Below are 14,310 nucleotides of genomic sequence, written 5' to 3' on the forward strand. Positions count from 1 at the left end.
TATTGCACGTTCCCTTGTACCAGTTTGTGATTTATTGAATTTCACCTAACAGGGAGATTCAGAATGAATACGTCAGGTTTTGATGTTTTATCAATCATCACAGGGGCATCAGTCACTGATGCTTTTTTATGGGTTATGGTTGGTGCATTTGCCGGGAGCATTATTTTTGCCGCCTCGCTTTCTGAATATACGACGTGGATCAAGGTGGTGTTGTTTGCTGCAGCAATGATTATTGGCGTGCTCTCTTCCGAATTGATTGCATCGATTATCTCGTTTCTATTTTTAAGATACCTTGGAGCTTCATTTCTAGTGCCTGCATCGTTGGGGGCGGTGATCTCCTCAGCACTATCTGTCAGAACGATACTTTTTATAGGGGAAAAACACGAGTGTACTTATGAATTGTTATCTAAAGTAAAGAAAAACCGTAAATAAAAACCAATGTGTTTACATGTTTATTATTAAAAAACCATTGTTGAGTTGAAAATACCGTTTCTATGTTGAATGGGGATTTATATATGAATATTTCAGGTCCGGCTATTTCTGCCATGGAGAATATGCTTGGTATTTCTCCCGGAATGCTTGCGAAGAAGGGGTATAAATCTGTTTTTGATATTATTACCCAGACCCGTCAGCAATTTATTTCTGCCAATATGCCCTGGCTGGGCAGGCGAGGTGCCAAAGTTTACGATCTGGCGCTGGGGCAGGCGCACTATATTCGCCGTCTGTTTCGAAAAACACAGCTAACTTCGCAGGTCCAGGCATCGCTTCAGGCTACGCCTGGCAGCAAGCATTTCAAGGGTACCTCTGGTGTGTCTGATACTCCGGGGCTGATGCAAAATGGCCCGACATGGATAAACCAGTTCAGTGAGAACTGGCAGGCGTACTGTCAATCGGGGGCGCCAGAGGCCGATGATTCACCCGTCAGCTATCTGGCCTGGCTGTATAAGCAGGCGCTTAGCTATGAGGAGGCGATGGCTCTGGCGGGCGGAGATATTATTCCACTGTCCGAACGTCGTCCGGACCTGGCAGAGATGGTGATTGATGATACTGCAATAAATCAGGTAATCCCGACGCTGCAACTGGTGAATGAGATCCTTGAAGAGACGCTGTCTGGCGTGATTCCTGCTGACAGTACGGTGGATGAAACCCTGGCGGTAACCCGATACCCAACCTTGTTGCCGTATCACTTCCCTCAGGATCAGGTGGCGCTGGCGCTGCAGAATGTATCGCTGCCTCTGGAGGATATTATCGGCCAGACGGCAACTGACTGGCCGTGGTTTTTAAGTGATTCATTGACCGGCAGCCGAAGCTTATCGGCCAGCGAACTGGGGAGTAACTTCGCTGCGGAGCAAATGACGATAGTCACTGAGCCTGATAATAGCACCAGTGACGATTTGAATGCGTTCTATAAAACCAACCTTGGTCTCGATACCGGGACCTGGATGCCATTTGCCGCCAGCGACACGCTGGCGGAACAGTTGGGGATCACCATACCGCAGTTGGAGCAGTTGATCGCAGCGACGGCCGGGGGCACGACGGTAGTTGCCTCGGAAAATACCGCCGCCACATCAGTCACCTCGGCAGATTATGGCGCAAAATTTATTAATGCGGGCGCGTCCCCGGCTATTGCATTGACGCCGGGGAATGCTGCGGATTATTTGCAGGAGTATTCGAATCGAAATTCAGATAATGCGCTGGTCGTCAGCAACACTGAGCAGTCCGTGGGGAAATTTAGCTCCGGTGTGCAAACATTATCGGACTCGACAAGTTATGCCTGTTTTTCACCAGACAGCGATTCAGCTGCAATGCTTAAGGGTGACAAATCCTTTTCAATGGCCTTCTGGTTTTACTGGTGTAATGACACTGCGTATCAAACTCCAATATTCAGTAATGGTGGTGACGCAAACGATCCGAGTTATTCTCCAGGATTTAGTCTTTCGACTTATCAATACCCTAATAATACAGGTTATGCTGAAAATGACCTGATATTTTATATTACCGAGAAGGGTGGTGGCAGTAAGGGAACATCCTGGAAATCGTATTTTGATTTGAATCAGTGGGTGTTTATCTCGTTGACCTGGGATGCCACGGAAAAAAAGCAAACATCTACTTTGTCCCGGAAGGGGGGAGTGTGGTCGTGCCATCAATTTCAATATATGCGTCGGAGCTGGGCGATATTACCACGGCTGATGGGTTCACATGGGCATTTAACTCCCGGGGAGATCTTAGCTGTTATAACCAACAAACCAGCAATGCCTCCAATTTTATTTATGATGATATCGCTGTGTTTGATCGAGTGCTGAGTCTGGACGATGTTAACAGCATTGTTGCTGCGAATGCGCCGTTGTCACAATTAACATCTGTAGGGTATCGCTATTATTATCCGCTGGATTTTGGCTATCTGGATAATCTGTCTGATGCGCGTATGGATCGAATTAACCGTATGGCACGTTTGCAGCGCTGGCTGGGACTGTCGTACGAAGAGGTTGATCTGCTGCTGTGTGCTTGTATTGCCGCCCAGGGGAGTCAAAATAGTGACACGTCGCTGAATGCGCACACGTTACGCATGTTGGGCGTCTTCCGCCACTGGCAACAAAAATACGGCGTCACCGCAATGCAATTTGCGGCAGTCTTATCCACGATCGCCACCTACGCTATCTCTCCGGCCGTCCCGTATTTTGATCAGATCTTTAACTCCCCGTCGCTGTTTGAAGAACCCTTCGCCATCACCGGCGCAACAGTGACATATACCAACACCAGCGGCGACAGCGCCAGGGTGGTGCGCCAGCTGTGTGCCGGTTTGGGCTTGAGCGAGGCCCAGTTTCGGGTGCTGGCCGATAAGGTTGCCGCGCGACAGGGCGACGCTTCGGCGCATACTTTTCCGTTAACGCTGGAGGTAATATCGGCGCTGTATCGTCTGGCAATGGTGCCGCACTGGCTGGGCCTGACGTTTGTCGAAGGCGCTGCTTTGTTGAGCCTGTTGAATGGCGCCTGGGAAAGCCTGGCGGAGGTGCCTCAACTCGCCTTTGACGATGACAATCAGCCAGTATCAGGCGATATTCTGGATCTGCTGATGGCGCTCGACAGTGCCGCCGATTGGGCAAAAGATCATGCTATCTCGTGGGTGAAAAGCTACCTCACCCTGCAGCCGACGCCTGCCACCATTCTGGCCTCCAGCGCTACCGTTAATCTTATCAACGGCATCAAACAGCAACTTCCGGCGACGCTGCTGGGCGAACAAAACTTTTCCAGCCTACCCGTGCCGGTGGACGGTGATGGTTGGTCATGGATGACAACGCTGAGTGACCTGATAGACCCCGCAGGGCTCATACTCCCGGCGGCAACGGATTACAACACCCTTAGCTCAATGGTGCAGGCCGATATCGCCAGCGTGCAGTTTGATGCCGCTGTAGATGTGTCTGCGCTTGCAGGTACCCTGGCGACCACTCTCTGGCAGGCGAAGTTAGCCCAGAACGGTATTGCCGACAGCGCGCTGGCGCAGCAATTTTCTACCACGCAATCGCTCTCCACCTTCTTACTGCAGTGGGAAGAAGATACGGAATACCGCCTGCTTGCTGATTCGCTGATGATGAACGATCAGCAAAGCCTGAGCGATGCCTCGGCGATCCCATATGACTATCTTTCCCACCTGTACCAGCTGGGGCTGCGGGCAAGCATTGCTGCTCAATTCCAGCTTTCTCCCGCCATGCTCAGCGTTTTCCTTACACATTACACCTGGTTCGGCGTTAAAGATGGCGCATTAACGCTGACTCTGCTGCAGCGCTTCAGCCGCTATCTCGACTGGTTAACACTGGCTGAAAAGGAGGACGCCGTGCTGGGGTATCTGCAGCTGGTTAATGGTGATACGCCACCGGAGGCAAGTGTGGCGGCGGACCTGCTGGCCGTACAGTTGGGCTGGGAAGGCAGCGAAGTTGAACTGGCTGCCGCCGGGTTTGCCATGGGGGTTGCCAGTAGCGTTGATCACGTGGACTACGTGATGCGCTTGCAAACGCTTTGTGCACTCACGGGTCTATCGGTAACCCCGCTGCTGGCGACCGGGGCGCTTACCGTCGGCACGACTACCGCGACCTGGGATGCCTGGCAATCAGTGGGCGAATCACTGGTCGCCGCGCAGGCGTAATTCATGTGTAGTTTCTATTCAGTACGGCATGCAGTGCCGCGCCGCTATTTTCTTTATAAGGTGAATATACAATGAGTATTGATATTGCCGCATCGTTAAATGAGCATCAGCGTAATGCATTGCTCTCTTATTATCTCGGTCAGTATGTGCCGGAAAGTGATAATACGGATTTAATTAATTTAGTGCAGACTCCGGAGGACGTATATGAATATTTATTGATAGACCCTCTAGTCAGTCATTCTGTGACCACCTCTCGCGTGGCACAGGCGATGTCCAGTATCCAGCAATATATTAATGGCATTGCCATGAATATGGAGCCGGGATATAACACCCGTTCACTGGATGCTGATCAGGTAACGCTTTGGAATGAGGGTGCCAGCCAGTATTCTTTCTGGGGCGGAGAGGTTGATCTGGATACCTACCCGGAAAATTATCTAGATCCAACGCTGCGACAGAACCAGACGGCGTGGTTTAAAGATTTGATCAACGACCTGAATCAGAACACTATTACAGATAATACCGCCCAGCAGTCGGTAATGAACTATCTGAATAAGTTTGAACAGGTCGCTAACCTTGATATTGTCAGCGGCTACCTCAACAGCACCGATCAGACCCTTGGTATTTATTATCTGCTGGGGAAAAGTAACACTTCTCCGGTGCAGTACTACTGGCGCTCGTTTGATATGAGCCAGAATGTGGATAACGTGGTTGCTTCGCGGGCGTGGTCAGAATGGTTCCCAATGAATATTTGTATCAACGAAAAGGCTGCGATAGGGACACCACGGTTAGCATATTTTAATAACCGACTGTATTTATTCTGGTTTGAAAAAACAACCGGAGGCAGTATTGAAAAAAACGATAGCGTAGAAACCTATGATGTGATTACTGCCTATTCATCCTATTGCGACTTCAGTAACAATTGGTCTTCGCCATATACCCTGATGACGATAGACAATATAGATCCCAATGACTACTGTAATTCCCTGTTCGACAGTGAATGGTTATGTACTGCCTGCGGTTACAATAAAAATGAGGGCATTATTACCGTATCGTTATATGCTGGTGATAATGTCAGCAGTGCTGATTCTGAAGTTGCAGGTTATAGTGATCTTTCCATTGAAATTGATTACTGGTTCAACCTTACAAGGGTCTATTCAAAAAGTGATAGCGATACTCCAACTACCCTCTCTCAATATCTGTTTTATTATTTGCAAAATGATGTACTTACTGATAATCAGGAAAGAATTCAGTCGCAATATGTTATAGGACTTCCGGTTCTGGATCATGTAACCTTACTTCCCCGAACAGATGAAGGGCAGTTTATTAACTGTGATTTTACATTGCCTTCTCTGAGTAAGGAAAACTTTAGTCTGGTTTATAATTCTGATGGCAGCTATGTTCTGCATGGTGAAATTCCGCAGAGTGTCACCACGCATAAATACTATCAGTATTTTTCCGATGCGATGATGAATGGCGATGGTACCCAGTCGCTTGATGGTCAGGTGTCAGTGGATATGTACTGGAGCGACTATGGCAGCGAGCAGTTGGTACAGTTAAAAAATACAATTGTTACCTGCAGTAATGATGGCGGAAATATTAATGCCGTTCATTTTATTGATACTTATAACCTTCAAGATGTCTATAATTTATCAAAGACATACTCTTATCAGAATGGTGGGTATGATATTTCTGCCGAGTGCTACCCTCTTTATGTCACCACCTATGACTATCCCTATAAAATGTATTTTTCTTATTCAGAAAACCAGTATCAATATGATTATGCCTTTTACTTTACCTTAGACTCTTCATCACAAGGCGTGGTTTCACCCTGGACTTTTGCTGCGTGGCCGGGTGGTGCGTCACTATCATGGGGCCGGGAAAACGACCGCGGGTGGGTATACCCTGGGTGGTGCAGCGCTGGCGTCTACGGTTCAGTTTCTTGCCAGTGCAGACGAGGCCAGCGACTGGCAGGGCAACGATGAAACGCTCTGGCAAGGCTCCCTGTCCACGGAAATCTGGACCACCGCGTGGACCTATAACGCTCAGGACGGGGTTATTGTCCAGACGGATGCCTGTCAGAACCAACAGCGTTTTGGCTATGATTCTGCTGGTGTGTTATGCCAAAGCGAACTTGCACAAAGCGATGGAGAGACCACCACGCTGCTGGCGTCGTTAACCTACTCAGCGGCGGGCAGAAAGCTGGTTGAGGTGGCGGGGAACGGTGTGCAGACTCTATGGGGGTATGATCCGCTGGATCAGCGGCTGGCGTCGGTTCAGACTCTGCGTAGCGATGGCAGCGTGATTCAGGATCTCAGCTATGGACGCGATCCTGTCGGCAACGTGGTGAGTCTTTGCGATGGCGCGGTATCGGTCGGTTATTTCCGCAATCAGGCGACCTCGGGAGAGGCGACGTATCGCTATGATGCGCTTTACCAGCTGATTGGCGCGACGGGGCGGGAGAATGCGACGATAGCCCCGCAAAGCGCCGCCTTACCGGATGTGATGGCGGATACCAGTAATCTGGTGCCGTGGAGTCGAAGCTATCAGTACGACGCTGCGGGTAATCTTCAGCAGATGTCGCATACCGGTGCCAGCACCTATACGCACAGCATGGCGATTTCAGCCACCAGCAACCGGTCAGTTCTGAACAGCAACAACGATATTACCCCGGCACAGGTGGACAGCTATTTCGACGCACGGGGAAATATGCAGCAGATGCAGGCAGGGACGCCGCTTTGTTGGAATACGTTCAACCAGTTGCAGTCTGTAATCATTATTGACAGAGGGGAGGAGGCGACGGGCAACGATCGTGAGGTCTATCAGTATTGCCAGGGCCAACGGCTACGTAAGCAGGCATGGTCCCTGACCAATAGCGACGGTAATCTGTGGCAGGTGAATGACGTTATCTATCTGCCAGGACTTGAGATACGCCGCAGCTATGTCGACAGCAATGGCAGCCCGCAACCCGCCTCGGAGGTGTTGCATAGCCTGAATATTAACAGCGGCAATCGCGCGCAGATCCGGATGCTGCACTGGGAAGTGGGGCAGCCAACAGATATCGAGGCCGATCAGATCCGTTACTCGCTGGATAACCTTATCGGTTCAGTAAATATCGAGCTGGATGCCAGCGGTAATATCCTCTCCAGAGAGGAATATTATCCTTTTGGTGGCAGTGCGGTGCTGGTGGGGAACAGCAGCGAAGTGAAATACAAATACGTACGTTTTTCGGGTAAAGAACGCGATAGTGCGGGGTTGTACGCCTTTGGCCACCGCTATTATGCCCCGTGGCTTTTCCGCTGGATAAGTCACGATCCGGCAGGAACGAGTGATATGGTCAATGCCTATTGCTATGTTGGTAACAACCCCATAACTGACAGGGATATTTCAGGGGGAGTCGACAGTGCGGATTTATCGCAAGGTTTGCGTACCCTGCTGTTTGAAAATACCCATCCGGTTTACCGCAACATGCTGAACACACGTGGGGGAGGCGGTTCGTTAGCATTACAAACCCGTACGGTCAATACATTTGCCAATGCCATTTCTCAAGTCGCCGCCCCTACTCATCGACGGTTGTTAAGCGAATCGCGGACTGAGGGTTCTGTGGCAAGGCTTTCCGACTCAGAGCAGCGGATCATCCGCAGCTACAGTGAAGAGTCGGTACCTTTTCACAACATGCTGCTGCCGCATGGGTTAACAAAGCAGGATGTAGAGAAGGGGTACCGCCCCGAAATGGCCGCTGAGCTGCATGCGGCGATGGACGTATTGCCAGCATATCCCGGCCATAGCTACCGGGGGGCATTACTGGCTAACAATGTCAGATATATCCCTTCGCGACTTGATCATGCGGAGGGGATACAAATGATCGCGGGGCCGCAAAGGGAGGCCGATGCACAGCGTGGAGGAAATATCACCATTGCTGCGGGCGATTATGTCACCACGCAGACCTTTTTCTCTACCAGCGCCAGTCGGGGAGTGGCGTCCGAGTTTGTGATGCGCCAGCGCTTTGGCAGACAATTTGAACCGGATACCGTGCTATTTGATATCGATGCGCAAAGTGGACGCAACATTACGGAGCTAACTGAACTCAGGCAGGCGGAGGTGCTGTTACAGCCTGGCGCGATTTTCCAGATAACTCACGTTGAGGAAGGAGATTTAGGGCTGCGGGTGGGTCTTCACGAGGTGCCAGATGAATTCTGGGACAGTGAAGAGGTCATCAGCGGCAGAACGGTGGTGAGAGACTATCGCTTTGGTTCGAGGGTCCACCAAAGACCGCAATATCCGGCGGCGAGAACGGCGCCCAGGATGACCCTGAGAACATCCTGGCGGTAAGCGCGTAAGGCCTGATTAGACAGCCAGCCGTAAAGCTGGCTGTCTGTTTACGCTACGCTTTCTGTCGTTAGCTGCTGTTTGATCCCGTCATAGTAATCATCATTGATAATGTATTTCTTCATATACAACCCGACGATCAGATTAAAGACTGCCGGGATCAACGTCATCATCAGCGTGATGCCCAGCAACGATGATTGCGACTGCTCGACATCTGCCTTGTAACCAAAGTGACTGAGGCAAAAACCGATAAACCCACCTGCCAGCCCCATTCCCAGCTTCTGAAAGAAAAGGATCCCACCAAAGGCCAGCCCGGAAACACGAGTTCCGGTTTTGACCTCGCCGTAATCCACCGCTTCGGCAATGGAAGCCCAGTAAACCGGGAGCTGCATATCGCTCAACAAAGTGAGAATAAAGAAGAAGAAAAAGGCCAGATAAATATCCTTCTCTCCGACCATGAAATACATCGCCACTCCAACAATAAATGCCAACAGCTGGGTATAACGGAACATTTTAATTTTGTCGAAACGGCGAGAAATGGGGCCTGCCAGCAGCATCGCCAGGACGGATGCCACGACGCTGGTGGTCAGGAACGGCGAGATTAAGTCGTTGCCACCGTGCAGATAATATTTGGCGTAATACGCGGCGACGGAATTCCGCACAATCCCGCCAAACATGATCAGCGCGATCGTTATTCCCAGAATGATCCACTGATCGTTTTTCAGCAGATTTTTTAGCTGGCTCGATAAGTGGATCGGCCCGGTTTTATGGATCACTCGCTCTTTAACCGAGAAAAAGCAGCAAATACACAGCAGAGTAGACACCACCCCCATAGAACCCATTGCCAACTGGTAGCCGCTGGCCAGGTCATTTTGACCCAGATAGAGCGCCGCCATTGGAACAATAATGGTGACTAAAAACATGGCGATTTTAGTCATTACAAAACGATAGCTGTTCGCGCTCAGCCGCTCTTTGGGATCGTCAGTAATGACGCCAATTAATGACACATAGGGGATCGAAATAAACGTGTAGGTCAGCGTCAGGGCAATGTAGCTGCCCCAGGCCCAGAGAAGCTTGCCGGTATAGTCAAAATTGGGGGTGGTAAACATCATCCAGATGGTTATGCCGAACGGGAGCGCAAAGAACAGCAGATACGGACGATAGCGCCCCCAGCGAGTGTGGGTTTTATCCGTCATCACGCCGATCAACGGGTCGATAACTGCATCAATAAAGCGCACGGCTATTAATAAGATCCCCAGGTCACCGGGGGCCAGGCCATAAACGTCAGTGTAGAAATAGGTAATGATCATCGCCATCGACATCATGACGATAGCAATAGCCATATCCCCGGAACCAAAGCCAATCTTTTCCTTGATAGAAAGTTTCATCGTCTCACGTGTCCTGATTCAAAGAATGCGATGTCGGCATAGATATCATTAAATTGGTATCTACCACAAATTAAATATTGCAAGGTGAGATAAAGATCAAAATATACGATCTACAAATTAATTTATTGATTTATAAAATTTTATTGAAATTAAGTTTGATGGTGATCACAAAAAATAAGATCCTGGTTTGTGATTTTGGCGTTTATTGCTCTTATTGGTATCTACCAATTAAATGATTTGCATTTTGTAAGGGAAGCAGCATGGCGGAAGTGAAATATGATCGGATGATGTACGACAAAATCCTGGGCTCATTGGCCTGTGCCGGTATGGGAGATGCCCTGGGGGCGGCGACAGAGCTGTACAGTATCGATGAGATCAGACAGACCTGGGGCGGGTGGCTGGACAAGTTTGTTGAGCCACCGATCGATACTTTCGCCGGTTCGCTGAAGGGAGTAGCTGGCCTGATTACCGATGACTCGAGCCAGATGTACGTATTCTCTGAAGCGCTGATTGCCGCAGGTTACGGGCAGTTTACCAACGACGACTGGAAAGCTGCGCTGCTGCGCTGGGCTGATATGATGCCTTACGCCATGTATAAAGGGCCGACCACCGAGCAGGTGGTGAAGGCGCTGCGCGAGGGACATCCTACTAATACCATTGGCCGGATCGGCCACTCATCACGGCAGGCGCCGAACGTGGGGACCACTAACGGCGCGGGGATGCGCGTGGCACCCGCCGGGCTTGTCTATCCAGGCCAGATGGAAAAGGCCTGCCATTTAGCGTTACTGACCTGCTTACCCTCCCACGATACCAATATTGCTATCGCCAGCGCCTGCGCTATTGCCGGGGCCACATCCCAGGCGATGGTGATTAATACCACCCTGGACGAGATTATTGATGCCAGCCTTGAGGGTGCCCGCCAGGGGGAGCAACTGGCGAAGCAGCATGCGCGCTGTGTTGCCGGGCCGTCGATCGAAAAACGTATCCGGTTAGCGGTACAAATCGCGCGTGAAGCGGACTCGCTTGAATCGTGCCTTTATGACATCGAAGGCTACGTCGGCAACTCGGTAGCGGCCCATGAGTCTATTCCGGCGGCGATAGGTTTACTGACCTTCTGTAAAGGTAAGCCATGGGAAACGATCGTGGCAGCGAGTAACGTCGGCAACGATACGGACAGCATTGCGACCATGGCCGGGGCTATCGCAGGGGCATGGAAAGGCTTCGATGCGTTGCCAAAAGACAAGTATGACTTTTTCAACGCGGTAAACAGCCATGACTTTAATTTGCCGGAAATTGCCGCAGGTTTGACGCAACTGGCGTCAGCATCCTTTGAAAGGTAGTTGATGAGGGCGGGGGGAGTTATGGAAGAAAATGTCATTATGCCACTGTCCTGCACCCGGCAAGAAATTGCCGGGATCGAGGATCTGCTCGCGCGAATGCAGCGTAAGGAGAGCGAGGAAACAGTATGGGCTGAGTTCGATTTTGCGTCGCTCGAACAGCTTTATCTGGTAGGCTCCGGCGACTCGTATGCGGTGGCGCTGATAGTTGAGCGTTATCTGAATGAACGAGCGATCATCGCCTGTCGGGCGGTACAGTCACTTGAGTTTCTTAACATCCCGGCCCGCTTTTTTTCTGACAACGCGCTGGTGGTGGTGATCAGCGCCAGTGGCAGACCCTCGCCCGCATTTGATGCGCTTTATCACGCGTTAACCTCCCGTGCCCGGGTGGTTGGGATGACAAATTCACCCGGCTCGCCTTTCAGCCGTCTGACGTCACACATGATATTCACCGATGCCCACAAGCAGGGCTTACCGACTCAGAGCAGTTCTGCAACACTGTTTTTGCTGATGTCGCTGGCTGAAAAAATAGGTCGGGTTAACGGTGAGTTCGCGGGTATCGAAGCCGAAAAGCTGGGCTCGCGCTGGAATGCCGCCGAATGGCAGTCCTGGTTTTTGGCACATCGTGACGCGTTTTTTTCCCAAAAGGTGGTTTTTCTCGGCAGCGGCGCGAGCTGGGGGCTGGCTTATATGGCATCCAACTTGATGGCCTGTGGTCCACAGATTGAAGCCAGTTATTTTCATATTGAAGAGTATTGTCATGCCTTACGACTTAATCAGGCTGGCAGGCACCATTTAGTAATAATGTTTCCGGAAAAGAGGGGGATGAATCATTATGTCAACATATCCAGCTGAAACTATCCCGAAAAAATGCGCTGACATATTGTTTCGCAGCCAATGAACAAAGTGATACGCACAATTATTTACAACAAATGCTGATGCTGCTTTTTAATCTTTCGTTAACTCTCGCCGAACGCTATGTCGCGCTGGGGGGGAAACGCGTGACATTTGAGGGTGTTAAATGTTGAAGAATTATGACGTTGTGGCAGTAGGGAGCGGCAATATTGATCTGATTTTTCGGGTACCCCGTCTGCCAGGAAATGATGACAAAGTAGTAGGAGAGAAAATCGCCGAAAGCCCAGGCGGTACCGTGGCAAATAGCGCCTGTATGATGGCAACTCTGGGATTAAAGGTGATCTCTTTATCCAGCGCCGGGGATGATCGCTACGGCGAGAGTATTATTAACGATTTTGCGCGGCACGGCGTGGAAACGAAATATATTCAAATCAACCCGGGGCAATCGCCCAATATGGCGATTATTATCCTGGATGATAGCGGCGAGAAATCCTTAATTTATGCGCCGGGCAACCACTGCGAATGGGATCAGGAAACGGCATTTAACGCGATCGGTGCAAGTAAAGTGATGTACACCATGCCCGGCGATCTTGAAAAATATGCTATTCAGGCTAAGTACGCCCGCTCACAGGGAACGAAAGTGGCTGTCGATATTGAGCCGCACATCGCTACCAATAAACAGCAGATGGCTGACATCCTGAATCTGGCTGACATCGCAATTTTTAATCGTGATGGTTTTATTGCCAGCAGCAAGTGCGACCCTGATTGGCCCGTATTGCATGCGATGCGGCGCAAATATTCACTTTCCGCACTGGTTGTAACCTGTGGCGCAAAGGGGGTGATGGCGGTCACAGAGGATGAAGAGGCTGAACATCCGGGCTTCAGGGTCCCGGTTGTAGATACCACAGGGGCAGGCGATATTTTCAATGCGGCATTTATTTATAGCTGGATCCACCATTACCCCTTGCGTTCAGCGGTTGAGTTTAGTTGTGCCGCGGCGGCATTAAATATTATGAAACTGGGTGCCAGAGGACAATTGGGTCGCCCGGAGGAGATCGAACGCTTTATTTCTTCTGCTAACAGGGAGGTATAGATTGTGAATTATAAAAAAATCTTATCGTTTGGCATGATTATTTCTGCTCTGCTAAGCCCTTCCGCTGGCGCAAAAACGGGGGAAATTACAGGCCTTAGTTTTCTCGGGGAATATAAGGTTCCAACATCATTTGCCGTTGAGGGTATTCCATTTGGCGGGTTGTCAGCCATTCGCTGGCATGACGCGGAGCAGCGTTTCTACGCTATTTCAGACAGCAGGAATACCGAAAAAGAGGGAAAACCGAGAGTTTACGCGTTAAAGATTGACCTGTCGGCGGCAGGGATTAACAACGTTACCGTTGAAAACCAGTATGCGCTGCTGGATGCCAACGGCGAGATCTTTAAAAAAGGCTCGGTAGATGCCGAAGGAATGGTTATTACACCGGATAATCAGTTGCTATGGTCATCCGAAACGGGAAGCCCGTTACGCGTCAGCACCTTAGGCGGGAAATTTATTGCCGATTTGGCCGCTGTTCTCCCGGAGGCAATGTCGCTAACCGGTGAAAATGAGCATGAGGGGTTTCGCAACGGCATCTCGTGGGAAGGGTTAACGCTTACGCCGGATAAGAAGTTTCTGTTTATGGCCGGTGAAGGGGCCCTGAAACAGGACGGCCCCCTGGCATCACCGATTAACTCCAGTCCGGTGCGGATCCTGAAATTCCGTTATCCGTCCGACGAGACTAAACCGAAACTAGAGAGCGTGTACTTGTACAACGTCGATCCGGTATCCCATATTTCCCGATTCGGCATTAATGATAATGGAATTTCTGAAATCCTGGCGCTTAATGACAATCAACTTTTGGTTATTGAGCGTTCAGGAAGAAATGTCTCAGAAGGGTATAACGACTGGGATTTCTCTATCAAGGTGTGGCTGGCAGATACCTCCACAGGCACCAACATTAAAGATATTCCATCGTTATCCGCTCTGACAAATAAAGGCCTTATCCAACCGGTAACGAAAAAGTTGTTAATTGATTTTTCCACACTCACCGATGCGCCTGATTGTATCGAAGGCGTGACATTTGGTCCGCTTATTGATGGAAAGAAGACGCTGTTGTTTGTGTCAGATAATAATTTTCAGCCTCATCAGAGTACAAAATTCTATCTTTTTCAGGATCAACAGGGGGTGTTGAAGTAGATAAACGCGTTCCCTGAGACGCAAATCAGGATC

The 14,310-nt window shown here is 50.1% G+C and carries 10 protein-coding genes; 9 read left to right on the forward strand and 1 reads right to left on the reverse strand.

Annotated elements, in window-relative coordinates; genetic code table 11:
* The first annotated feature begins 63 nt into the window (after positions 1–63).
* From K5I40_RS13630 to K5I40_RS13650, 5 genes are all read left to right on the forward strand, one after another.
* The gene (locus K5I40_RS13630) at positions 64–432 is read left to right on the forward strand and encodes a putative holin (protein ID WP_223074912.1); all 369 of its coding nucleotides are present in this window, start codon (positions 64–66) and stop codon (positions 430–432) included.
* 83 nt (positions 433–515) lie between these two features.
* Positions 516–2,303: a Tc toxin subunit A gene (locus K5I40_RS13635; RefSeq protein WP_251929739.1), complete on the forward strand. Its 1,788-nt coding sequence runs from the start codon at positions 516–518 to the stop codon at positions 2,301–2,303.
* Positions 2,285–4,141: a hypothetical protein gene (locus K5I40_RS13640; protein WP_251929737.1), complete on the forward strand. Its 1,857-nt coding sequence runs from the start codon at positions 2,285–2,287 to the stop codon at positions 4,139–4,141. The genes K5I40_RS13635 and K5I40_RS13640 overlap by 19 nt, the downstream gene beginning before the upstream one ends.
* A 71-nt stretch (positions 4,142–4,212) precedes the next feature.
* On the forward strand, positions 4,213–6,123 hold the full coding sequence (locus tag K5I40_RS13645) for a neuraminidase-like domain-containing protein (protein WP_251929735.1): 1,911 nt from the start codon (positions 4,213–4,215) through the stop codon (positions 6,121–6,123).
* Positions 6,124–6,715: 592 nt separating this feature from the next.
* Positions 6,716–8,470: an RHS repeat-associated core domain-containing protein gene (locus K5I40_RS13650; protein ID WP_255588984.1), complete on the forward strand. Its 1,755-nt coding sequence runs from the start codon at positions 6,716–6,718 to the stop codon at positions 8,468–8,470.
* A gap of 47 nt (positions 8,471–8,517) precedes the next feature.
* On the opposite strand, the gene K5I40_RS13655 is transcribed toward K5I40_RS13650, so the two are convergent.
* Positions 8,518–9,855: an MFS transporter gene (locus tag K5I40_RS13655; RefSeq protein ID WP_223074910.1), complete on the reverse strand. Its 1,338-nt coding sequence runs from the start codon at positions 9,853–9,855 to the stop codon at positions 8,518–8,520.
* 260 nt (positions 9,856–10,115) lie between these two features.
* On the opposite strand from K5I40_RS13655, the gene K5I40_RS13660 reads away from it, so the two are divergent.
* The 4 genes from K5I40_RS13660 (at position 10,116) to K5I40_RS13675 (ending at position 14,277) form a co-directional block, all read left to right on the forward strand.
* Positions 10,116–11,195: an ADP-ribosylglycohydrolase family protein gene (locus K5I40_RS13660; protein WP_223074909.1), complete on the forward strand. Its 1,080-nt coding sequence runs from the start codon at positions 10,116–10,118 to the stop codon at positions 11,193–11,195.
* A gap of 21 nt (positions 11,196–11,216) precedes the next feature.
* On the forward strand, positions 11,217–12,047 hold the full coding sequence (locus K5I40_RS13665; RefSeq protein ID WP_251929723.1) for an SIS domain-containing protein: 831 nt from the start codon (positions 11,217–11,219) through the stop codon (positions 12,045–12,047).
* Between the two features lie 166 nt (positions 12,048–12,213).
* Positions 12,214–13,140, forward strand: a complete 927-nt coding sequence (locus K5I40_RS13670; RefSeq protein WP_223074907.1) for a carbohydrate kinase family protein — start codon at positions 12,214–12,216, stop codon at positions 13,138–13,140.
* A gap of 3 nt (positions 13,141–13,143) precedes the next feature.
* Positions 13,144–14,277 carry an esterase-like activity of phytase family protein gene (locus K5I40_RS13675; RefSeq protein WP_223074906.1) on the forward strand — a complete coding sequence of 378 codons (1,134 nt, stop codon included), beginning with the start codon at positions 13,144–13,146 and terminating at the stop codon, positions 14,275–14,277.
* Positions 14,278–14,310 lie beyond the last annotated feature (33 nt).

This window comes from Leclercia sp. LTM14 (assembly GCF_023736175.1).
In the GTDB taxonomy this organism is placed as follows: Bacteria; Pseudomonadota; Gammaproteobacteria; order Enterobacterales; family Enterobacteriaceae; genus Enterobacter; species Enterobacter barmai.

Excerpts from the sequence above, each read along its gene's own strand:
- K5I40_RS13630 (WP_223074912.1), top strand. The coding sequence starts at position 64 with ATGAATACGTCAGGTTTTGATGTTTTATCAATCATCACAGGGGCATCA.
- K5I40_RS13635 (WP_251929739.1), top strand. The coding sequence starts at position 516 with ATGAATATTTCAGGTCCGGCTATTTCTGCCATGGAGAATATGCTTGGT.
- K5I40_RS13645 (WP_251929735.1), top strand. The coding sequence starts at position 4,213 with ATGAGTATTGATATTGCCGCATCGTTAAATGAGCATCAGCGTAATGCA.
- K5I40_RS13650 (WP_255588984.1), top strand. The coding sequence starts at position 6,716 with ATGTCGCATACCGGTGCCAGCACCTATACGCACAGCATGGCGATTTCA.
- K5I40_RS13655 (WP_223074910.1), bottom strand. The coding sequence starts at position 9,855 with ATGAAACTTTCTATCAAGGAAAAGATTGGCTTTGGTTCCGGGGATATG.
- K5I40_RS13660 (WP_223074909.1), top strand. The coding sequence starts at position 10,116 with ATGGCGGAAGTGAAATATGATCGGATGATGTACGACAAAATCCTGGGC.
- K5I40_RS13665 (WP_251929723.1), top strand. The coding sequence starts at position 11,217 with ATGGAAGAAAATGTCATTATGCCACTGTCCTGCACCCGGCAAGAAATT.
- K5I40_RS13670 (WP_223074907.1), top strand. The coding sequence starts at position 12,214 with ATGTTGAAGAATTATGACGTTGTGGCAGTAGGGAGCGGCAATATTGAT.